The organism is Anaerotignum lactatifermentans, from assembly GCF_016902535.1.
Lineage (GTDB): Bacteria > Bacillota > Clostridia > Lachnospirales > Anaerotignaceae > Anaerotignum > Anaerotignum lactatifermentans_A.
On record NZ_JACSNY010000001.1, the window covers coordinates 247,685 to 269,668 of the forward strand.

21 protein-coding genes and 1 other RNA gene are annotated in these 21,984 nt (G+C 50.8%); 7 read left to right on the forward strand and 15 right to left on the reverse strand.

Annotated elements, in window-relative coordinates; translation table 11 throughout:
* Positions 1-2 precede the first annotated feature (2 nt).
* Both ssrS and lspA read right to left on the reverse strand, forming a co-directional pair.
* Positions 3-192: non-coding RNA, 6S RNA (gene ssrS / locus H9X84_RS01200), on the reverse strand.
* A 78-nt stretch (positions 193-270) separates the two neighbouring features.
* Positions 271-720, reverse strand: coding sequence for a signal peptidase II (lspA, locus tag H9X84_RS01205; RefSeq protein WP_205132492.1), 450 nt, complete (start codon positions 718-720; stop codon positions 271-273).
* A gap of 185 nt (positions 721-905) precedes the next feature.
* On the opposite strand from lspA, the gene fba reads away from it, so the two are divergent.
* The 4 genes from fba (at position 906) to H9X84_RS01225 (ending at position 4,756) form a co-directional block, all read left to right on the forward strand.
* Positions 906-1,853, forward strand: coding sequence for a class II fructose-1,6-bisphosphate aldolase (gene fba / locus H9X84_RS01210; RefSeq protein ID WP_205132493.1), 948 nt, complete (start codon positions 906-908; stop codon positions 1,851-1,853).
* Between the two features lie 150 nt (positions 1,854-2,003).
* Positions 2,004-2,891: an MBL fold metallo-hydrolase gene (locus tag H9X84_RS01215; protein WP_205132494.1), complete on the forward strand. Its 888-nt coding sequence runs from the start codon at positions 2,004-2,006 to the stop codon at positions 2,889-2,891.
* A gap of 179 nt (positions 2,892-3,070) precedes the next feature.
* Positions 3,071-4,426: an MATE family efflux transporter gene (locus tag H9X84_RS01220; protein ID WP_205132495.1), complete on the forward strand. Its 1,356-nt coding sequence runs from the start codon at positions 3,071-3,073 to the stop codon at positions 4,424-4,426.
* 12 nt (positions 4,427-4,438) lie between these two features.
* Positions 4,439-4,756, forward strand: coding sequence for a hypothetical protein (locus H9X84_RS01225; RefSeq protein WP_205132496.1), 318 nt, complete (start codon positions 4,439-4,441; stop codon positions 4,754-4,756).
* A gap of 54 nt (positions 4,757-4,810) precedes the next feature.
* On the opposite strand, the gene hisS is transcribed toward H9X84_RS01225, so the two are convergent.
* The 5 genes from hisS to H9X84_RS01250 all read right to left on the reverse strand — a co-directional run bounded on the left by hisS (position 4,811) and on the right by H9X84_RS01250 (position 11,504).
* Positions 4,811-6,058, reverse strand: coding sequence for a histidine--tRNA ligase (gene hisS / locus H9X84_RS01230; RefSeq protein WP_205132497.1), 1,248 nt, complete (start codon positions 6,056-6,058; stop codon positions 4,811-4,813).
* Complete coding sequence (gene hemZ, locus H9X84_RS01235; protein WP_205132498.1) at positions 6,055-7,506, reverse strand: coproporphyrinogen dehydrogenase HemZ; 1,452 nt, start codon at positions 7,504-7,506, stop codon at positions 6,055-6,057. Before hemZ ends, hisS begins: the two co-directional genes overlap by 4 nt.
* Before the next feature lie 21 nt (positions 7,507-7,527).
* Positions 7,528-7,980 carry a D-aminoacyl-tRNA deacylase gene (dtd, locus tag H9X84_RS01240; protein WP_205132499.1) on the reverse strand — a complete coding sequence of 151 codons (453 nt, stop codon included), beginning with the start codon at positions 7,978-7,980 and terminating at the stop codon, positions 7,528-7,530.
* 19 nt (positions 7,981-7,999) lie between these two features.
* The gene (locus tag H9X84_RS01245) at positions 8,000-10,255 is read right to left on the reverse strand and encodes a RelA/SpoT family protein (RefSeq protein ID WP_243423477.1); all 2,256 of its coding nucleotides are present in this window, start codon (positions 10,253-10,255) and stop codon (positions 8,000-8,002) included.
* Positions 10,256-10,346: 91 nt separating this feature from the next.
* Positions 10,347-11,504, reverse strand: coding sequence for a glycoside hydrolase family 3 protein (locus tag H9X84_RS01250; protein ID WP_205132500.1), 1,158 nt, complete (start codon positions 11,502-11,504; stop codon positions 10,347-10,349).
* Positions 11,505-11,632: 128 nt separating this feature from the next.
* Here H9X84_RS01250 and H9X84_RS01255 point away from each other — a divergent pair, with 128 nt between their 5' ends.
* The 3 genes from H9X84_RS01255 to H9X84_RS01265 are packed head-to-tail and all read left to right on the forward strand — an operon-like array spanning position 11,633 to position 14,060.
* Positions 11,633-12,361: a tRNA 2-thiocytidine biosynthesis TtcA family protein gene (locus H9X84_RS01255; protein ID WP_205132501.1), complete on the forward strand. Its 729-nt coding sequence runs from the start codon at positions 11,633-11,635 to the stop codon at positions 12,359-12,361.
* On the forward strand, positions 12,362-13,417 hold the full coding sequence (locus H9X84_RS01260; protein ID WP_205132502.1) for a tyrosine-type recombinase/integrase: 1,056 nt from the start codon (positions 12,362-12,364) through the stop codon (positions 13,415-13,417). It abuts the gene before it with no gap.
* Positions 13,418-13,421: 4 nt separating this feature from the next.
* Positions 13,422-14,060, forward strand: coding sequence for an NUDIX hydrolase (locus H9X84_RS01265; protein WP_205132503.1), 639 nt, complete (start codon positions 13,422-13,424; stop codon positions 14,058-14,060).
* A gap of 127 nt (positions 14,061-14,187) precedes the next feature.
* On the opposite strand, the gene ylqF is transcribed toward H9X84_RS01265, so the two are convergent.
* From ylqF to H9X84_RS01305, 8 genes are all read right to left on the reverse strand, one after another.
* Complete coding sequence (gene ylqF, locus H9X84_RS01270) at positions 14,188-15,132, reverse strand: ribosome biogenesis GTPase YlqF (protein WP_205132504.1); 945 nt, start codon at positions 15,130-15,132, stop codon at positions 14,188-14,190.
* A gap of 13 nt (positions 15,133-15,145) precedes the next feature.
* Positions 15,146-15,706 carry a signal peptidase I gene (gene lepB / locus H9X84_RS01275; RefSeq protein WP_205132505.1) on the reverse strand — a complete coding sequence of 187 codons (561 nt, stop codon included), beginning with the start codon at positions 15,704-15,706 and terminating at the stop codon, positions 15,146-15,148.
* 132 nt (positions 15,707-15,838) lie between these two features.
* Positions 15,839-16,183: a 50S ribosomal protein L19 gene (gene rplS / locus H9X84_RS01280; RefSeq protein ID WP_205132506.1), complete on the reverse strand. Its 345-nt coding sequence runs from the start codon at positions 16,181-16,183 to the stop codon at positions 15,839-15,841.
* Between the two features lie 132 nt (positions 16,184-16,315).
* Positions 16,316-17,254 carry an AEC family transporter gene (locus H9X84_RS01285; RefSeq protein WP_205132507.1) on the reverse strand — a complete coding sequence of 313 codons (939 nt, stop codon included), beginning with the start codon at positions 17,252-17,254 and terminating at the stop codon, positions 16,316-16,318.
* A 56-nt stretch (positions 17,255-17,310) separates the two neighbouring features.
* Positions 17,311-17,823: an adenine phosphoribosyltransferase gene (locus H9X84_RS01290; protein WP_205132508.1), complete on the reverse strand. Its 513-nt coding sequence runs from the start codon at positions 17,821-17,823 to the stop codon at positions 17,311-17,313.
* 5 nt (positions 17,824-17,828) lie between these two features.
* On the reverse strand, positions 17,829-19,616 hold the full coding sequence (gene recJ, locus H9X84_RS01295; RefSeq protein ID WP_205132509.1) for a single-stranded-DNA-specific exonuclease RecJ: 1,788 nt from the start codon (positions 19,614-19,616) through the stop codon (positions 17,829-17,831).
* Between the two features lie 84 nt (positions 19,617-19,700).
* A complete protein-coding gene (locus H9X84_RS01300; RefSeq protein WP_205132510.1) occupies positions 19,701-20,735 on the reverse strand; it encodes an aldose epimerase family protein in 1,035 nt (344 codons plus the stop codon).
* A gap of 24 nt (positions 20,736-20,759) precedes the next feature.
* Entirely contained in the window at positions 20,760-21,692 is a 933-nt protein-coding gene (locus H9X84_RS01305) for an ROK family glucokinase (protein ID WP_205132511.1), read from the reverse strand.
* Positions 21,693-21,984: the final 292 nt, after the last annotated feature.

Sequence of the window (21,984 nt, forward strand, 5' to 3'; positions counted from 1 at the left end):
TCGGAGATCCCGAAATGCCGTTCCCATCTCTTGACACCTAGCCTAAGCCAGGTGGGCAACCGCAGCTTAAGAATCTGCCTTCCTCCGCCCAAAGGGAATTATGAAGAGGCCTGACATATCTTATGCGTATAGGAATCCCTTTTCAGTCATGTAGGTTCAATTATGATGGGCTATCGAGCATTTCAGGATGTTTCCTGAGCATATTATACTACGTTTTTCTCCATTCTTCAATAGCAATCTATACACTTTTTCTGGAAAATTCATCAGAAATTATGATGATTTGTCCTTTTTTACCCCTGAAACGGCCAGAATCCCCAGCGCGCCCAGAGCAATGGCCACATCAGCAATATTGAAAATCGGAGCTTTTTTTATTTTTACATACAGAAAATCTGTTACTCTGCCAAAGCACAGCCGTTCCAGAAAGTTTCCCAATGCGCCGCCCAGCAGCACCGCCATCCAGAGCGCCGCGGGATCTTTTTCCCGTTTCAGGCGAAACAGCTTCCAGAAACCATAGGATATCATCGCTCCCGTTGCCGCCAGAACACCTTTGGGATGTTCCTCGCCAAGATTATATGCCATTCCCGCGTTTTTTATGTGCCTGAGATAGAACCTGTTTTTTACAATTTCTTTTCTGCCGCCCAAAGGCAGTTTTTTTGCCGCCAGATACTTCGTGACCGCATCCAGCCCCAGAATCCCGGCAACCATACCCGCTTCCTTCATACCGTCCTCCTCCTTTTCCCCAGTTTACACATCCTGACGTCTCCTGTCAAATCCCGCCAAAAACAGATTTCCCGTCGAAAGAATTCCCCCTTTCCTCGGAAAATAGCTTGCCACAGCCCTGCCATAGGTATTATAATTTCCTTAAGAAAGATATTTGTCTTTAAAAAGAGAAAGAGGTGTTTACAATGGGTTTAGTAACAACAAAGGAAATGTTTGAAAAGGCGTTTGTTGGCGGCTATGCCATCGGCGCGTTCAATATCAACAACATGGAGATCGTACAGGGTGTTGTAGCTGCCGCAAAGGCACAGAACTCCGCTGTCATCCTGCAGGTATCCAAAAGCGCGCTGAAATACGCGCATCCCAAATACCTGAAAGCAATGGTAGACGCGGCCGTGGAAGAAACCGGTCTGGACATTGCGCTGCATCTGGATCACGGCCCGGATTTCGAAACCTGCAAGGAATGTATCGAAGTAGGCTTCACATCTGTAATGTATGACGGTTCCCATCTGGATTATGAAGAAAACGTAGCCACTACCAAAGCAGTAGTAGAATACGCCCACGCACACGGCGTTGTAGTCGAAGCGGAACTGGGCAAGCTGGCCGGCGTAGAGGATGATGTCAAAGTTGACGCCGCAAACGCTACCTATACTGACCCCGATCAGGCAGTGGACTTTGTAACGCGCACCGGCGTAGACTCTCTGGCCATCGCCATCGGTACCAGCCACGGCGCGTATAAATTCAAAGGCGAAGCAAAGCTGGACTTTGACCGGCTGGAAACCATCACCAAAAAGCTGGAGGCTGCCGGCTTCCACAACTTCCCCATCGTGCTCCACGGCGCTTCTTCCGTAGACCAGAGATGTGTGGCAATGTGCAATGAATACGGCGGCAAGATCGACGGCGCCAAAGGTATTCCCGCGGAAATGCTGAGAAAAGCATCCTCCATGGCTGTCTGCAAAATCAACATGGATACCGACCTGCGTCTGGCTATGACTGCGGCCATCCGGAAATCCTTCGGCGAAAAGCCCGAAGCATTCGATCCCAGAGGCTATCTGGGCGATGCAAGAAACCTGATCCAGGAACTGGTAGAAGACAAGATTAAAAACGTCATCGGTTCCACAGACTCCATGAAATAATCAAAAAAATCGTCTTTTTGGCACGAAAGTCTGATTTCAAAACAGGCTTTCGTGCCTTATTTTTTTGTATGAAAAAAGGTACATCCTCTTGTTATTTCCCGTTCCATTCGCTACAATAGAATCAAATTGGAAGAAAAAGGAGGAGTTTTTATGTATGAACTGGTGCAGGTAGCTGCAAACACATATTATATCAACAGTCCCTCAAAAATGGGGGTCTATCGTGTCAGCGATGATGATGTCTGGCTTATTGACAGCGGCAACGACAAGGACGCCGGCAGAAAGGTACAGAAAATTCTGGAGGCCCAGGGCTGGAAACTGACTGCCATCATCAATACCCATTCCAACGCGGATCATGTGGGCGGCAATACCCTGCTGCAAAATCGTCTGGGCTGCGCCGTATACTCCACACCGATGGAAAACGCCGTCATTGAAGCGCCCATTCTGGAGCCTTCCTTCCTTTACGGCGGCTATCCTTTTAAAAAGCTGCGGAGCAAATTCCTCATGGCGACTCCCTCCAAGGCCCAGGATATTGCCGGGGCTAAACTGCCGGAGGGTATGGAAATCCTGCCGCTGGGCGGCCATTTCTGGCAGATGATCGGTGTCAAAACACCGGATGACGTTTATTTCCTGGCCGACTGTATTTTCGGCGAAAACATCGTTTCCAAATATCATGTTTCCTTTGTCTATGATCTCCAGGCCTTTCTGGATACCATGGACTATGTGGAGCAGTTCCAGGGCAAGCTGTGTATTCCCGCCCACGCGGAGCCTACCACCGATGTCTGTGCTCTGGTCAAGGTCAACCGGGACAAATCCATGGAGATTCTGGACAAACTGCTGGAAATCTGTCAGGAGCCCAAAAATTTCGAGCGTATCCTGCAGGAGATCTTTGTTTCCTTCGATCTGACCATGGACTACGCCCAGTATGTTCTGATAGGCAGCACCATTCGCTCCTATCTTTCCTATCTTTTTGACAACGGAAAAATAGAGGCTTACGTAGAGGACAACCTGCTTTTGTGGAAAACGGTGCCCACTGTGTAATCTGCTGAAAAAACACTCTGTTTTTCGCCAGATTCTGTCAGCAGATTTCCTGTTTTTGGTTGACAAGTTTCCCTATCTGGTTTTATCATATTGCATAGATAATTTTTGGATAGCACTGCTTCGGCAGTGCTATCCATATCTGTCTCAAAATGATTTTACTTTACAGGAGGAAAAATGGTATGAGCGCTGCCGCAGCAACCAAGGAAAACAAAATGGGTACCATGCCCATCAACAAACTGCTTCTGAACATGTCCCTGCCCATGATGATCGCTATGCTGATCCAGGCATTGTATAACATCATTGACAGTATGTTCGTGGCACAGATCAGCGAAAACGCCCTTTCCGCCGTTTCCCTGGCTTTCCCCATGCAGAACTTTATGATCGCCGTGGGGACTGGTACCGGTGTCGGCGTAAACGCCCTGCTTTCCAAGAGCCTGGGGGCAAAACGGATTAAGATCGCCAATAAAACAGCAAATATCAGCATGTTTCTGGTATTCATGAACTGGATTCTGTTTATCATCATCGGTTTATTTATTGCCAAGCCCTTTTTGGCCGGCCAGACCAACGTCGGCGAGATCGTGGATTACGGCAATACCTATCTGCGTATCTGCTGTGTGGCTTCTCTGGGTATCTATGCGGAAATCGCTCTGGAACGACTGCTCCAGGCTACGGGCCGTACCTTTTATACCATGATTACACAGGCCAGCGGCGCCATCGTCAATATCATTCTGGATCCCATCCTGATTTTTGGTCTTTTTGGGATGCCGGAATTAGGTGTTGCCGGTGCGGCCATCGCCACCGTCTGCGGCCAGTTTGTAGCGGCAGGTCTGGCTTTATTCTTTAACCTGACGAAAAACCACGATATCAAATTTGATTTCCGGAACATGCTTCCTACCAAATTTATTGTTTACAATATTTACAAGGTGGCTATTCCTTCTATCCTGATGGTATCCATCGGTTCCGTCATGATGTTCTTCATGAACCGTATTCTGGGTGTATTCACTCCCACGGCTATTGCCGTATTCGGCGTATACTTCAAGCTCCAGAGCTTCATCTTTATGCCCATCTTCGGCATGAACAACGGTATGGTGCCCATTATTGCCTATAACTACGGCGCAAGAAAGCGGGAGCGTATCCTGCACACCATAAAACTGGCTGTAACCTACGCCACCGTTATGATGCTCATTGGTCTGGTGATTTTCCAAATCATCCCGGACAAGCTGCTGCTGCTCTTTGACGCGTCAGACAACATGCTCTCTATCGGTGTGCCCGCGCTGCGGCTCATTTCCATCAGCTTTGTGCTGGCAGGCTTCAACATCATCTGTTCCTCCGTGTTCCAGGCATTGGGCAACGGCGTATTCAGTCTGATCGTTTCCGTAGTCCGTCAGCTGGTGGTACTGGTTCCCGTGGCTTTCCTGCTGTCTAAGATCGCCACACTGGGCAAAATCTGGCTGGCCTTCCCCATCGCGGAAGTTGCGGCCCTGCTGCTGTGTCTGTTCTTCCTGCGCAAGATCATGAAACTGCTGGACTTCTAAAGGAGGATGCCCATGCTGCTTTATATCATTGTGATGGCGGTTCTGGCCTACTTCGGCCTTCGCTTTGGCAAGGAAACGAAAGCGAAAAACTGCTCTTTTACCATGGAATACTGTACGGATGACAATATGGCAAATCGAATCGGATCTCTTTTGTGTGCAGTGGGTATCTGCGCCGGCATCAGCGGCGTGCTGATGCTCCTGTCCTATTTCCTTTTCCGCTTTGCCGAAAGCAGTCTGTACCGGCTGCCCGCCGTACTGTCCATACTGCTGTATACCATCGCCTTTATTGCGGCGATGCTGAAACTCCATGGTCTGCAAAAATACAAATAAAAAAACAAAGGACGGAATATCTCATCAAAGAGATCTCCGTCCTTTTTGTTATCCTTATTTTACTTTTTTCAGCAGTACCTCTGCCAATTCCGCCAGAGAAACCGTTTCTTTTTCCCCCGTTTCCATTTCCTTCAGTTCCACCTGGCCGCTTTCCAGCTCGGAATCCCCCAGAATCACGGAATATTTCGCACCGATCTTATTGGCATATTTCATCTGCGCTTTTACACTGCGTTCCACTGTGTCACATTCCGCCCGGACGCCTGCTTTCCGCAGTGCCAGCGTAATGCCCTGGGCACGGATCAGACCCTTTTCGCCCATGGAACCAATATATACATCCCGTTCCGGATGCTCCTCAATGGCGCCGTTCTGTTTTTCCAGAATCATTACCAGTCTTTCAATCCCCAGACCAAAGCCAACGGCACCTGTAGGCTTGCCGCCGCATTCCTCTACCAGATTGTCGTATCTGCCGCCGCCGCAGACTGTCAGGCCGTCGGAAACAAACTCAAATACGGTTCTGGTGTAGTAATCCAGACCACGAACGATCTTCGGGTCTACCACAAAGGGGATACCCATTTCTGTCAGGATATCCTGCACCTTCTGGAAATGCGCCGTACATTCCTCATCCAGACAATCCAGCACGGAAGGCGCGTTGGCGATAACTGCCTGACAGCTTTCCTCCTTGCAGTCCAGCACACGCAGAGGATTTTTCTCAAAACGCTCCTTGCAGGTAGGGCAGAGACGATCCAGATTGCTGCCGATGAACTCTCTCAATTTTTTGTTGTATCTGCCGCGGCATTCGGGGCAGCCCAGACTGTTGATCCGAAGCTCTACGCCCTTTACACCCATTTCCTCCAGAAGTGCCGCCGCCACGGAAATAGCCTCCGCGTCCTGCGCCGCGCTGTAAGAGCCCAGCATTTCCACGCCAAACTGATGGAACTGTCTCTGTCTGCCGGCCTGTGTATTTTCACAGCGGAAGGTAGGGGAAATATAATACAGCTTTGTGGGCTGTGCGTTGTTATGCATCCCATGCTCGATATAGGCCCGCACTACCCCCGCGGTTCCCTCGGGGCGCAGTGTCAGGCTTCGGTCACCGTCATCGGTAAAGGTGTACATTTCCTTCTGCACAATGTCTGTGGTCTCCCCTACGCCTCTGACAAACAATTCCGTAAACTCAAAGGCGGGTGTTCTGATCTCGCCAATGCCAAAGGTCTCACAAAGTCTGCGCATTTTGCCCTCGATACTCTGCCATGCCTTCACCTCAGCGCCGTAAATATCCTTGGTGCCTTTTACCAACTGAATCATATCTTACCTCCCTGCGGCAGTCCCTGCCGCTTTCTGTCTATCATTTCCTCGATCCTGCCGATGTAGTCCTCGACACTTTTTACATTGAATACCCGCTCGATCCGGTCTGTTTCCGGGTCCACGGTCTTTGTGCTGGCGCCTGCCCCTGCCGCCAGGATGGTCTGTTTTTCCTCCATGATCTGGATATTGTAAACGCCTTCCTTGCCCGGCTTGCAGTAGCCCACATTCTCAAAATTTCCCACCATATTTTTCTGGCGGTACATATAGTAAGGGGAAAGCCCCATTTTTTTTGCGTATTGCGCTGTGATCCCCAGCATTTCCTCCAGCGTCTGGGCAGTGGTCATGGTATACAGATCAAACTGCTCCTTGAGCCGGGAAGCCCGCTTCACCGCCAGCGTATGCACCGTCACATTGTCCGGGTCCAGTGCCATGATCTCCTCCATGGTATGACGCACATCCTCCGGCGTTTCCTCCGGCAGGCCCAGAATCAGGTCCATATTGATGTTGTCATGGCCCACCTCTCTGGCTTCATAGAATACCCGGCGGATATCCTCCACCGTATGCTTTCTGCCGATGCGCTTCAATGTCCCGTCATTCATGGTCTGGGGATTGATGGAAATACGGTTAACGCCGTATGCCTTCATCAGCCGCAGCTTTTCCTTTGTGATGGTATCAGGGCGTCCCGCTTCCACGGTATACTCCATTTCCTCCGTGGGATGGAACAGCTCTTCCACCTTTTTCAGCAGACGCTCCAGCTGCGCCTCCGTCAAAGAGGTAGGTGTGCCGCCGCCGATATAAATATTTTTCATACGGAACCTTTTGGCGTATTCCGCCAGATAGTCCAGTTCCCGGAACATGGCATCCAGATACTCCTCCACCCTGCTTTTATACTGCGCCAGCGGATAGGCCGTAAAGGAGCAGTACAGACATCGGGTCGGACAAAAGGGGATACCGATATACAGGCTGATGTCCTCTTTCCCATTGGCGGCCAGCAAACACCGCTCCGCCTTTGCCACCTCCAGCGTCAATGCCGCCTTCTGGGGATGGACCAGATACTTCTGGGTCAGATACGCCATACATTCCGCATCCTCCGCCCCTTCATCCAGCAGGGCGTTGACAATCTTCGCCGGACGGACGCCCGTCAAAAGACCCCAGCGCGGCACGATACCCGTTTCATTGGAAAGAAGGGCGAACAGACTCAGCTTCACCAGCCGCTTTAATTCTTTTTCGTCCATATCCTCCGCCGCCCCTATCCGCCAGCAGGCCTTTTCCCTGCCGTTTTCATAAAGAAGAGCGGACACCTGCCCGCCTTCCCATCGGCTTTCTACCGTCATCCCTTCCGAAGAAGGGGTTTCCGTCTGATAATAATGCAGATTGGGGCAGAACACCTGAATCATGGTTTGTACATCATTGGGCAGGTGATGCCCCCGTAAAATATATTCTATCATCCGTAAAAATCCTTTTTTCTCTTAGAATACTTTCTCGCTGTCCAGCAGCAGTGTTACAGGGCCGTCATTGATAAGGGCCACCTTCATATCCGCCTGGAACTGGCCTGTGGCTACTTTTTTCACAGGCATAGTCTTTGCCTTGGCACACAGACGTTCGAACAGATCCGCCGCCACATCCGGCGCTGCGCCGGAAGAATAGCCGGGACGTCTGCCCTTTCTGGTATCCCCGTACAGGGTAAAGTTAGGCACAATCAAAAGTTCTCCGTCAATGTCCAGCAGGGACAGATTCATTTTGCCGTTTTCATCCTCAAAAATACGCAGGTTCACAACCTTGTCCAGCATATATTCAATGGTCTTGTCATCGTCTGTTCCCAGCATTCCAAACAATACCATCACACCTTTTCCGATCTCACCGATCACCTGTCCGTCTACGGTCACGCTTGCCTGTGACACTCTCTGCAATACTGCGCGCATAGTTCTCCTCCTGTATCCCTTAACCTGTTACACGTTCGATGTCCACAATGTCCTTGATGCCTCTCAGACGCTTGGTCACACGTTCCAACTGGTCTTTTGTTCTGATTTCCATAGTAATATTGAAAATTGCCGTCATATCCTTTGTAGTGCGGATATTGAAGCCCTTGACAGAAATATCCTCATCTGCCAGATGGCGGCTGATTTCCAGCAGCAGACCCACTCTGTCATTGGCAATGACACGGATCTCCGCCAGATAGGACGCCGCTACCTCGCCATGGGTGTACTGTACATCCCATTCCGCATTGATGAGGCGGCCTCTCTCCTCATCACTGAGGTTCAGCACATTGATGCAGTCCGTTCTGTGGATGGTCACGCCGCGGCCTCTGGTAACAAAGCCCACAATCTCATCCCCCGGCACAGGGCTGCAGCACTTGGAAAAGCGCACGGCCACATCGCCGATGCCTTCCACCACAATACCGCTTTTGCTCTTTTTCTTCAGAGGCTTCTGGTCTACCTTCTTTTCGAAATCCTGAAGGATATCCTCCGCCGTCTGTTTCTTTCGCTGTTCCTTTAAATATTCATCCCGCAGGCGGTTGACTACCTGCCCTTCCTTCAGACCGCCGTAGCCGATGGCCGCCAGAACAGCATCCCAGTTTTTAAAGTCGTACTTGGCAATCACCAGCTCCTGCCACTCGGGACGAAGCAGATCCGAAGCCTGATAGCCTTTTTTGCGCATATCCGCCAGAATCATTTCTCTGCCGCGGATGATATTTTCTTCTTTCTCTTCCTTCTTGAACCACTGTTTGATCTTTGTGCGGGCCTGAGAACTCTTCACCAGTGTCAGCCAGTCCCGGCTGGGGCCTTTGGAGTTCTGAGACGTCATAATCTCCACAATATCCCCGTTCTGGATCTTATAGTCAATGGTCACCATACGGTTATTGACTCTGGCGCCTACCATTTTGTTGCCTACCGCCGAATGGATCATATAGGCAAAGTCAATGGGCGTAGAGCCTTTGGGCAGCTGGATTACCTCGCCCTGAGGCGTAAAGGCATATACCTGGTCTGTAAAAATATTCAGGTCCAGCTTGATGGTATCCAGATACTCTTTGTTATCAGACATATCCTTCTGCCATTCCAGAATCTGACGCAGCCAGGCCAGCTTTGCCTCTTCCTTGCTGCTGGATTTATCGCCGCTTTTGCCTTCTTTATACTTCCAGTGCGCCGCGATACCGTATTCGCTGGTACGATGCATTTCCCAGGTACGAATCTGTATCTCAAAAGGCTGGCCGGAAGGCCCGATCAGCGTATTATGCAAAGACTGATACATATTGGGCTTGGGCATGGCAATATAATCCTTGAACCGCCCCGGCATGGGCTTATACATGGTATGGACAATACCCAGCACCGCGTAGCAGTCCTTGACCGTATCCACAATGGCACGAACGGCAAACAGGTCATAAATCTGATCCAGTGTTTTGTTCTGGTTTACCATTTTCTTATAAATACTGAAAAAATGCTTGCTGCGGCCTTCGATCTTGCCCTGGATGCCGGCCTCTTCCATTTTGGTCCGGACTTCCTTGACAATATCCGCCACAAAGGATTCCCGCTCGATCCGCTTTTTCTCGATCTTTGCCGCCAGATCGAAATAAGCGTCCGGATTCAGATATTTAAAGCAAAGATCCTCCATTTCCGTCCGGATCTTGGAAATACCCAGACGATGCGCCAGCGGCGCGTAAATATCCAGAGTCTCCTGTGCCTTTTCCCGCTGTTTTTCCGGCGTCATGTAGTTCAGCGTCCGCATGTTGTGGAGTCTGTCCGCCAGTTTAATCAGAATCACGCGAATATCCTTCGCCATAGCCAGGAACATTTTCCGGTAGTTCTCCGCCTGAATCTCCTCTTTGGTAGAATAGGACAACTTCCCTAATTTGGTTACGCCGTCTACCAGTATGGCAATTTCCTCGCTGAAAATATTGCTGATATCCTCATAGGTATACGGTGTATCCTCTATGGTGTCATGAAGGATGCCGGCCACGATGGATTCCATATCCAGTTCCAGTTCCGCCAGGATATATGCTACCTTCAAAGGATGGATGATATATGGCTCGCCGGATTTTCTTTTCTGCTCCTTATGGGCGTCCGCAGCCAGACGGTATGCCTTTTCCACCATATCATAATCCTTGGCAGGATGATAGGTCTTGATCCGCTCTACCAGTTCCTGATATAATTCATCGCCGATTGCCATATTCGTCACCCCTCTTTCTTTTTCATTCGTCATAAATCCTTCCCCATTTCCCTTCTCAAAATTTAAAAACGTTAAATTAAATTATATCAATTTTATGTTGAATTTTCAATACTTTCCCTTGTTCTTACAGCAGTCCGGCGTCATATTTTGCTTCCAAAATCCTGCGCACGCTTTCATCCAGACGCTTCTGTGTGATTTCCCCGTCAGAAACCGCCGCCAAAAGCCCTTCATAGGCCGCCGGCAGATCCGCCGGCATCAGTACCATATCCACGCCCGCTTTGACTGCCATCACCGCGCTTTCTCCGGTAGAAAAGGCCTCTGTAATAGCCCCCATATTCATGGCATCCGTAATAACAATGCCGTCAAAGCCCAGTTCCTGCCGCAGCAGGCCTATCGTTTCCGCCGAAAGACTGGCGGGAAGTCCGTCCTTCGTGGCATTCGGTGTCGTAATATGGCCCACCATCACAAAGGGGATGCCTTCGTCAATGAGCCGCTGGAACGGAACAAATTCCACCGTCCGCAGTTCCTCCAGCGTTTGTTCCGCCATAGCCACCCCATAATGGGAATCTGTCGCCGTATCGCCATGGCCGGGGAAATGCTTGGCCGCCGCCAGAACGCCTTCCTCCGCCAATCCCGCCGCAAAGGCGGACGCCATATCGGAAACGGTCTGGGCGTCAGTGCCAAAGGCCCGTTCCCCAATGACAGTATTTTCCGGGTTCGTATAAATATCCGCCACCGGCGCGAAATCCACGTTAACGCCAAGTTCTCTCAATTCCCTTCCGATGGTTCTGCCGGCCTCTTCCGCCTGGGCGGTATCCCCTTCCATCAGTGCCGCCGAAGGGATCTGTTCATGGGGGATGTTGCTTTTATCCAGACGAGACACAATGCCCCCTTCCTCGTCTATGCCGATCCACAGGGGCAGATCCGCCGCTTCCTGCATCTGCGCCGTCAATGCTTTGGTCTGCTTCGCCGTATCCAGATTTTCCGCGAAAAGGATTACGCCGCCCAAATGGTATTCCTCGATCTGCTCCGCCGCGTCCTCAGAAAGCTCCGTCATAGGTGTGCCGTCCGAAAGATTTCGGAAATCCATCATCAGCATCTGGCCGACCTTTTCCTCCAGCGTCATGTCCGCCAGCGTTTCCTCAATCCACTCTGTTTCCATCTGCTCTGGTGTTTTTTCTGCGCCGGCGCTGTCCGTTCCCTGTTTGGCGCCGCATCCGCCCAGCAGAAAAACTGTCAGGGCCAAGGCCAGCCCCCGCCTGAAAAAGCCTCGTTTCGCCATACTTCCATCCCCCTTCCATATTGATACCATTATATCCCTTTTCACAAAAAATGAACAGTATTCCTTTTATTTTTCCCCGAATTTCGATATAATGAAACAGAAGAGAACAACAGGAGGAATCATTTTTTATGAAGCTGCAAAAACTGCTGAGTTATGTCCGCCGTGCGGTGGACGATTACCATATGATCGAGGAAGGAGACAGAATCGCCGTAGGTGTTTCCGGGGGGAAAGACAGCATCTGCCTGCTGATCGCCCTGAAGCATTTACAGCGGTTTTACCCCAAGCGTTTCAAACTGGAGGCTATTACCGTTTCTCTGGGGCTGCCCGGAGCGGAATACGGAGATATCCAGGCGCTTTGCGACGAACTGGGCGTCCATTATTCCGTGGTCCATACAGACATCGGGCAGATCATATTCGAGGAACGAAAAGAAAAAAATCCCTGCTCTCTCTGCGCCAAAATGCGCAAGGGCGCATTGAATACAAAGGCGGAGGAACTGGGCTGCAATAAAGTGGCTTTGGGCCATAACAAGGATGATGTGGTAGAAACCTTCTTCATGTCCCTGTTTTACGAGGGGCGCATCAACTGCTTCTCCCCCGTCAGCTATCTGGATCGGAGCAAGCTCTACTCTATCCGGCCGCTGATGTACATTCCCGAATGGGAGTGCCGCAGCTTTGTCAACCACAGCGGCATCCAGATCGTCAAAAACCCCTGTCTGGCGGACGGCAACACCAAACGCCAGGAAACCAAGGAGCTTTTGGCGGAGCTTTCCCAGCGCTACGACAATTTGCAGGGGAAGGTATTCAGCGCCATCCAGCGCTCCAAAATCAAAGGCTGGAACCAGAACGAGGTGGAATAAATGTCTGTGTACCATGAGGAAATAAAAGTCAGAGATACTCAGCTGCTGCGGGAAGTCCTACGGGACCTTCCGCCTTTTCTGGCGCAGTTTTTCCGCAGTATCGCGCAGACCACCTCAGCCAAAACACGTCTGAACTATGCCTACGACCTGCGGGTGTTTTTCCGCTATCTCTACGAGGAACACCGCTCCTTAGGCGGGATTCCCGCCAAAGATCTGAAAGCAGAAGACCTGAATCAGATCACCACAGAGGACATTGATGAATTCATGGAATATCTGTCCTACTACATCAATCCCCAGGCCCAGACCCGGAAGGCGGAATACCACAACGACGAACGGGGCAAGGCCAGAAAACTGGCTTCTGTCCGTTCCATGTTCAAATATTTCTATAAAAAGGGGGCCATTTCCGCCAATCCCGCCGCCATTGTGGATACTCCCAAAATCCACGAAAAAACCATTACCCGTCTGGACGTAAACGAGGTAGCAGAGCTTCTGGACGCGGTGGAATCCGGCGAAAATCTCACAAAACGACAGCAGGCCCGCCATGAAAAAATGAAAAAACGGGATCTGGCTCTGATGACGCTGATGCTGGGCACCGGGATGCGTGTTTCCGAATGTGTGGGCATCAATCGAAAGGATCTGGATTTCCAGAACAATGCCGTCAAGGTCCTGCGAAAAGGCGGAAACGAGGTCCTGCTTTACTTCGGCGACGAGGTGCGGGAGGCCCTTCTGGACTATCTGGAGGAGCGGAACAAAATAGTACCAAAAGAAGAAGGCGAAGACGCTCTCTTTCTTTCCTCCCAGAACAAACGTCTGGGGGTGCGGGCCGTACAGAATCTGGTAAAAAAATACGCCAGCGGCGTCACCTTGAAGCATATCACGCCCCATAAGCTGCGCAGCACCTACGGCACCAATCTTTATCTGGAAACAGGCGATATTTATCTGGTGGCCGATGCCCTGGGCCACGCCGACGTCAATACCACCACCAAACATTACGCCAAAATGGAGGAAGACCATCGGCGCAAAGCCGCTTCCTATATCAAGCTGAGAAAGGAATGATCCTATGGCATATGAACCGTCTCCCCGTGACTTTCAGTCCGCCTTCGGCCAAAAACAGCCGGAACCGATTTTAAAGCTGCGCAAATTCGGTATTCTGGCTCTGATGACTAAAATCGATGGCGTCCTGCACTTTGTACTGACCAAACGGGCTGCCCACGTGCGCCAGCCAGGTGATATCTGCTTTCCTGGCGGCCATCAGGAAAAAGATGAAAACCTGAAGCACACCGCCCTGCGGGAAACGGAGGAAGAACTGGGGCTTCCGGCGGAACAGATTCAAATTTTGGGCCGGAGCAATTTTATGCTGACCGTTTACGGCGGTTTGGTGCAGCCTTATATCGGTCTGGTCTCCTACGAGGATTTCCGCCGTCTGCGCTGTCAGAAGGAAGAAGTGGCGGAAGTATTCACCGTCCCGGTCTCTTTCTTTCTGGAACACCAGCCAGAGGTACACTATATGTACTGGCACGCGGATATGTCTGTGGATTTTCCCTATGACCGCATCGAAAACGGCAGGGAATACCCCTTCAGCAGCTGCAAAATACCGGAACTGTTTTATTTTTACGAAGGCCGCACCATTTGGGGGCTGACAGCGCAGATCATCGAAAGCATCGTCAAGGAACTACCCCAACATCAAGCGCAGAGATAAAAACGACACCCTTTGAGGGTGTCTTCCTAAGAAAACAAAAAAACAGCTGGACGCTTTGCAAAAAAGCATTCCAGCTGTTATATTTTATGCGATGATTTCCAAAGGCCGCAGGGCGTTTTTTTCATCCTCAATTTTTCTTCTTTTTATATTCAGCTTTTCTTTCCCGGTCAGCCTTGGCCTTTTCCTTTTCCCGCTGTTCCTTTTCCGCCAGCATTTCCGTAATATCCTCCGGCAGTTCCAGCGTAATGCGGCCCAGCTTGCCGCCTCGGTATTCGTCCATCAAAATCTTTGCCGCCCGTTCCAGATCCGGCTCATTCCCTTTTAATTTAAAACCTCTGGCTTCGGCGATCTGACACAACACCTCGTGGGGCTCCGCAATGGTGTCAAATGAGATCCCATATCTCTGCCGGATACATTCCGGATTCACCACCATCATATGATTGATAAATTCTGTCGCCAATGTCTGCGCGTCCAGAATATCATCATTGATGGCTCCCGTAAAGGCCAGCTTCAGCCCCACCTGCTGATCCTCAAACTTGGGCCAGAGGATACCGGGCGTATCCAGCAGTTCAAAATCCTTTTTCAGCTTGATCCACTGCTTTCCTCTGGTGACGCCGGGCTTATCCCCCGTCTTTGCCGTGGTCTTGCCCACATATTTATTGATAAACGTGGATTTCCCCACATTGGGAATCCCGGCGATCATAGCCCGGATGGGCACATTGATGCGGCCTCGTTTGCGGAGCTTCTCGATTTTTTCCGCCATCAGCTCCCGGGCGGCATTGGTCACCTCTCCCATGCCGGTGCCCTTCAACGCGTTCATTTCAATGACACGGAATCCCTTGTCCTCAAAATATTTTGTCCAGACCGCCGTCGCAGCAGGGTCCGCCAGATCGCTTTTGTTCATCAGCATGATCCGGAATTTATTTTTCGCCAGCTCATCCAGATCGGGATTTTTGCTGCTGTATGGAATACGGGCGTCTACCAGCTCGATGACAATATCCACCAAAGAAATGGTCTCTTCCATCATTCTTCTGGTCTTTGTCATATGCCCCGGATACCACTGTATATGCATCTGAAATTCCTCCTTATGAAATCAGGCCAAAACTGCCGAATGGATAGATCCGCAGTACCACTTTGCCCATGATATCCTCTTTCGATACAGGACCGATGGTTTCTTTTCTGCTGTCGGAGCTGGCGTTGCGGTTATCCCCCATTACAAAGAAGCTGCCCTCCGGCACTTCCATGGGATAAGCCCAGTCTCCCGCGGAAAGCACTGGCTCCGCGATATAATCCTCTTCCAACTTTTCTCCGTTGATATATATATCGTAATAACCGTCATTTTCCCGAAAATCAATCACATCTCCCGGTTCACCGATGACCCGTTTGATGATATTCTCATCATATCCGTTTTCGTGGAGGCTGCAAATCACGATATCTCCCCGTTCCGGTTCAGAGATCAGCATTTCCAGCTTATTGATCAGCAGAAAATCCCCATGATGGAAATTGGGCTCCATGGAAGAACCTTTTACATAAATCGTTCCGATGACAAAGGAGCGGATCAGCACTACCACAACGATAATCACCGCCAGCTGCAAAATAAAGCTGCCCCATTTTTTCTCTTCCTTTTCCTTCTTTCTTGCCGCCATGCCCTTAACCTCCCGTCTGCGCAAGTCTCCTATCAATATAACACCGATGGCCTTTTTTCGTCAAATATAAAAACACATTTTATCCTTCACGAAAAAAGCCTTGATGAGAAATCTCACCAAGGCTCACTTTTCTTATCTCAGTACTTCTTTAACCTTTGCTGCCTTACCAACCTTATCTCTCAGGTAGAAGAGTTTCGCGCGTCTTACGATACCGCGTCTTACTACTTCGATACGGTCAATTCTGGGAGAATGCAAAGGCCATGTTCTTTCCACGCCAACGCCGGATGCGATACGTCTTACTGTGAAGGTTTCTCTGATGCCGCCGCCCTGTCTTTTAATAACAACGCCTTCGAACATCTGCAGTCTTTCTCTGGAGCCTTCTACTACTTTCGCGTAAACACGAATCGTATCACCTACGTTAAAAGGAGTTACATCGCTTTTCAGCTGTTCTTTTTCCAGTTCTCTGATGATATCCATTTTGTTTCCTCCTTTCCCCAAAGACGTTCTTACCGCCATACTGCGCCATTGGACCGTCCGTAATCAACATGAAAAATTATACCATGCGTCCGCGTGTTTTGCAAGAACTTTTTTTGTTTTTTTGCGGTATTTTCAGTATAAAATCCCCGTCAGCCAAACACAGGCAGGCAGTTCCACCACAGAAATAATGGTAGTCAAAATAACAATATCCGAAGACATCTTTTCCCCATAGCCATATTTTTCCACCATCATAGGCACTACCACCGCCGCGGGCAAAGCCGCCGTCACCAGAAAGACGGATTTCGCCATGCTTCCCGCAGGCACAACCAGCATCACCAGCCAGGCCAGAAACGGCATCAGAATCATTTTTACCAAACTGATCTCCACCGCCGCCTTTTCCCGGAATACCTGCAAAATGCCGCTGCTTCCCGCCAGTGCGCCAATATAGATCAAAGACAACGGCGTAGACAAACCGCCCAGTTCCTCCAAAAAGGCCATGATAGGCTCCGGCACATAGGAGACCGTATGGCTGAGCGTCAGCGCCAGTCCCAGGAAAATAGCGATACAGTTGGGATTAACCGCCCCCTTCAAAAAGGTCTGTCCCATTTCTTTCGCGCTGCCGCCCTGTCTTCCCTTTAAAATATAAACGCCGTAGCTCCATAAATACAGATTCAGCCCCAGCACACCGGCAGACATATACATGACCCCGGTATCTCCAAAAAAGATCATGGCCACCGGCAGACCGATAAAACCGTTATTCAGGGACCCGGCCGTAATATCCAGCATATCCATCAGACGGCTGTCCATATGCCGCCATTTCCCGTACAGCCGGATAAACAGGCCAAACAGGATCATCGCCGCCGCCTGCGCCGCCATCATCAGGAAAAATCCCAGCAGAATCTCATGAGTAATATCAATGGCCGCGATAGTAGTCACCAGCATCGCCGGTATCGTCACCTGCATGACCATACTGCCCAGCCCTTTATTGACCTCCTTGGTGATAAATCCTTTTTTGTAGCAATAATACCCTATCGACACCATAGCAAAGAGTATAAAAAAACGACTGTACATCTCTCCATCCTCTTTTCCGAAAAAATACCCGTTTTCACGGGTATTCCTTCTGTTTTTTAATAATGCAGCACCGAGCTGATATCGTATCCCTCCAGCACTTCTCTGCCTTTCAGATCATCCAGCTCAATCAAAAATACCAGCTTCACCACTTCCGCACCAGCCTCCTGGATCAGGTCCACCAGTGCTCTGGCTGTGCCGCCTGTGGCCATCAGATCATCGATCACTACCAGCTTCATGCCGGGATGGATGGCGTCTTTGTGTATTTCAATGGTAGCTGTGCCATATTCCAGGGCGTACTCCCTGCTGATAACTTCCGCTGGCAGTTTGCCCTTTTTTCGCACGGGAATAAAGCCCTTTTTCAAATTATAGGCAACGGGCATCCCAAAAATAAAGCCTCTGGATTCCGGCCCCAGAACGGCATCAAATTCTACGCCTTCCAGCTCCTTTTGGATCAGATCCACCGCCGCGCAAAGACCTTCTCCGTCCTTCAGCAGTGTGGTAACATCCCGGAACAGTACGCCTTTTTCCGGAAAATCGGGAATTTCTCTAATCATTTCTTTTAAATCCATGCGTTTTAACCTCCCTGTTTCGCCGCTCTGAAATCCTGTATATTTAGCTGTACGCTGTCCCGTCCCCCATAGGAATTGATTTCCACACGATAGACGAAATCCAGGGGAAAGGACAAATGTCCGCTGTGCAGTATTTTATCACAATCTTGCCCAGGATACAATCCTTTCAGGATTTCCAGCAGACGATCATAGCCGTCAAAGGAAATGGCCGGAAGATACCTGCCGCTTTCCGGCTCCATCAGCGTCATTTTCAGGATGTTTTTCTCTTTTCCGATAAGACTCAGGTTTTTCACCCAGATGCCCTTGGAGGCAAACAGCGGCGCCGGATTCTCCTTGCCAAAGGGCGCCAGAAGGCGCAGTTCCTTGGCCAGATCCAGATGGATCTCCCCAAAGGAAAGCTGCTTTTCCAGCCGCAGCACCGGTACCATATCCTCCTTTGTCAGAGTACATTCTTTGTTCAGCCGTTCCCGCAGCACCGAAATATTTTCATGGGGCAGGGACAGGCCCGCCGCCATAGCGTGTCCGCCGAACCGGGTAAACAGCTCCCGACAGCGGTACAGCGCCTCAAACAAATGGTAGCCCTCAATACTGCGGCCGGACCCCTTGGCGCCGTCCTCCGCGTCCGTAATCAGAATCACGGGTCGGTAAAACTTTTCCTTGATCCGCCCCGCCACAATACCGGCCACACTTTCATGAATGGTATGGTCGTAAAGCACCAGCACCGGCCGGGACAGACTTCCGTCTCCTTCCGCCTGAGCGGAGATCCGCTCCAGCGCCTCTTTGGTCAGTTCCTTCCGCTCTTCGTTCAGCTCTTTCAGACGTCTGGCAATTTCTCCCGCCTTTTCTTCGTCTGTTTCACAGAACAGCTCCACAGCCTGTCTGCCGCTTTCCAGCCGGCCGGTGGCGTTGATACAGGGACCGACCACAAAGCCCAGATGGTACTCCGTAATCTGTTTGTCTCCCAGTCCCGTTTCCTCCAGCAGCACCCGCAGTCCCACATTCGTCGTATGCTGGATTTCCGCCAGCCCCGCCTTGACAATGGCCCGGTTTTCCTCCAGCAGATCCACAATATCACAGACGGTAGCCACTGCCGCGAAGCAGAGCAGTTCCTTTTCCAGCACCTCATCCGCAGTGCCAAACACCTTCAAAAGACAAAGGGCGAATTTATAAGAGATTCCGGCGGCGCAAAGCATCCGAAAGGGATAGGTGCAAAGCCGTTGTTTTGGGTCTACTACCGCATCCGCAGGAGGCAGGATATCCCGCAGTTTTCCTTCTCTGCCCTCCTCAAAGCCAGGCTCATGATGGTCCAGAATCACTACCTCCATGCCTAACTCCTTCGCCAGCTTCGTTTCCTGTATAGCCGCAATGCCATTGTCACAGGTGAAAAGAAGTCCTACACTTTCCTCCGCCAGCTTTCGTACCGCGTCACAGTTGAGGCCATAGCCTTCCTTCTGACGGTGTGGCACGTAAAAGACCGCCTCCCCGCCGCAGCGGCGGATAGTCCTGGTCAATATGGTTGTACTCATTACGCCGTCCACGTCGTAATCCCCGTAAACAGCAATCTTTTTTCCTTCCCGGATGGCTCCGGCCACCAATTCCAGCGCCTTCTTCATATCTTTCATCAAAAGCGGGTCACAGAGATCCTCCAGCCTGGGATGGAGGAATCGCTCCGCCTCCTCCCTGCTTCCGGCTCCCCGATGAGACAGGGCACAGGCCGTTGCCGGCTGGAGACCCAGTTCCTGGCACATTTGTATGGTGCCCACTTTTGTCCGTTTCATCATCCAGCGATACAATCTTTTCCCTCCTTTCCAAAAACACAGGAGCCAAAGAAACGCTCTTTGGCTCCCCGGGATATCAATTTTCCTGTCAAATATAAATTACTTTTTGGAAAAAGCAAAAATGGTCTGTCTATGGTACAAATCTCCCTGACGCAGTACAGGAGAAGGGAAATGTCCAAAAGCCGCCGCGTTAGGGAAGCCCTGTGTCTCGAAGCAGAAGCCGCTGCGGTAAGGATATGCGGCTCCATCCTTTCCTTTTACCTCGCCGTCCAGGAAGTTGCCGGAATAGAACTGTATCCCCGGCTGGTCAGAAAAGACCTCCATGCAGATGCCGGTTTCCGGGCAATAGGCCTCGGCGCATTTACGCACCGTTTCCCCGTCGAATCCGTCCGGAATCCAGTTGTGGTCATAGCCATGGCCGTTTTTCAGCTGGATGAAATCCTCATCGATCCGTTCCAGGATCTCATGTGGCGTCCGGAAATCCATAGGTGTGCCTTCCACAGAGGCAATGACCCCAGTAGGCAGGCAGGCGCTGTCGTTTTCCGTATAGAAAGAAGCGGGAATCATGACCTGATGACCCTCCAGTGTGCCGGCGTCATGGCCCTTCAGATTGAAATAGCTGTGGTTGGTGAGATTGACAATGGTATCGTCGTCGCTGACGGCGCGATAGTCGATGGTCAGACGGTCTTCGTCATCCAGAATATAGCGTACCTCTGTGCAAAGTGTGCCGGGATAGCCTTCTTCCCCATTGGGGCTGGTATACCGCAGGCAAAGTGCGTCCTCTTCCATATCCGCTGTCCAGTTTTTCTTGTCAAAGCCTTCCTTGCCGCCGTGGAGATGGTTTTCCCCATCGTTGCAGTACAGGGTATATGCAGTCCCGTTCAAACGGAACACACCGCTTCCGATGCGGTTGGCAAATCTGCCGGCAATGGCGCCCATAAATTTATCCTGCGCCTCATATCCCGCCATATTTTCAAAGCCCAGCACCACATCCTTGCCTGCGTAGCAGATGCTCTGCACTGCCGCGCCATAGGTCAGCACAGTCACTTTCATATCGTTGCGGTTCGTCAGTTCAAAGGCAAACACAGCCTCACCGGTCTTTGTCTGCCCAAAAAGATGTTTGGTAATATCCATTTCTTTCTATTCTCTCCTTAAATTTTAGATCATCAATCTTGCCGCGCCGTAGATTCCGGCGTCATTTCCCAGCTCCGCCAGTTTAAAGGCGGTTTCTTTCTGTGTATGGAAGGCATACTTCCGATAATAAGACTGGATGGCATCCGTCAAAAAAGCGCCCGCCTTGGATACGCCGCCGCCAATGATAATCAGCGCCACATCCGTCACAGCACAGCAGCCCGCCAAAGCCATGCCCATGATCCTCGCCATACGGTCTACGACCTCCGCCGCCAGAGGATCTCCGGCCTTTGCCGCATCCAGTACATCTTTTGTTGTCAAATGCTCTTTTTCCCGCAGCATCGAAGGGGTATCCTCCTGGGCCAGACGTTTTTTCGCCATCCGCAGAATACCTGTGGCGGAAGTATACTGCTCCAGACAACCCTGATTGCCGCAGTTGCAGGATTCCGTTTCCATGGGATTCACGCAGATATGACCAATCTCCGCCGCACTGCCGGTGGCGCCGGTAACGATCTTTTCGCCTAAGACCAGTCCGCCGCCAATGCCTGTGCCGATGGTCACCATCAGAACATCCTGGTAGCCTTTACCACAGCCCTGCCATACTTCGCCCAAAGCCGCGATATTGGCGTCATTTCCCGCCCGGGAAGGCAGACCTGTCAGCCGTTCCATTTCCTTTGTAATATCCACAACGCCCCAGCCCAGGTTTACGCAGTGATCTACGATACCGTCGGCCGTCACCGGTCCGGGAACGCCGATGCCGGCGCCCTTTACCTGCGCAGACTGGATACCCCTTTCTTCCATTTTATGCCGCAATGCCTGGGCAATGTCCGGAAGAATGGCTTTTCCGCCTTCCGCTGTATTGGTCGGGATCTCCCACTTGTCCAGCAGATCCCCCGCTGTGGTAAACAGGCCCAGCTTTACAGATGTTCCTCCAACATCAATACCAAATACATATTCCATATCCTTCTCCTCTTTCGCGGCCCAAAGCCGCTTTTTGTCCTCAGACTGAATGGGAGCTGATTTTTGCACAGACTCCTTTTGTTTATCATACCCTGTATCTGTTCTTTTTGCAATTCTTTCTTCCATATTTCCTGAATATGGCAAAAAAGAAGGGGGACCAGGGGCATTTTCCCCTGAAAAACAAAGCTCGTTGATATTTTTCTCCCAGAGAACCCCCTCTGTCTTTTTCACGAAAGCAATTTTTCTGGAGAACGACCGCTTTCGTACCTTTATAAAAAACAATGGAATCCCC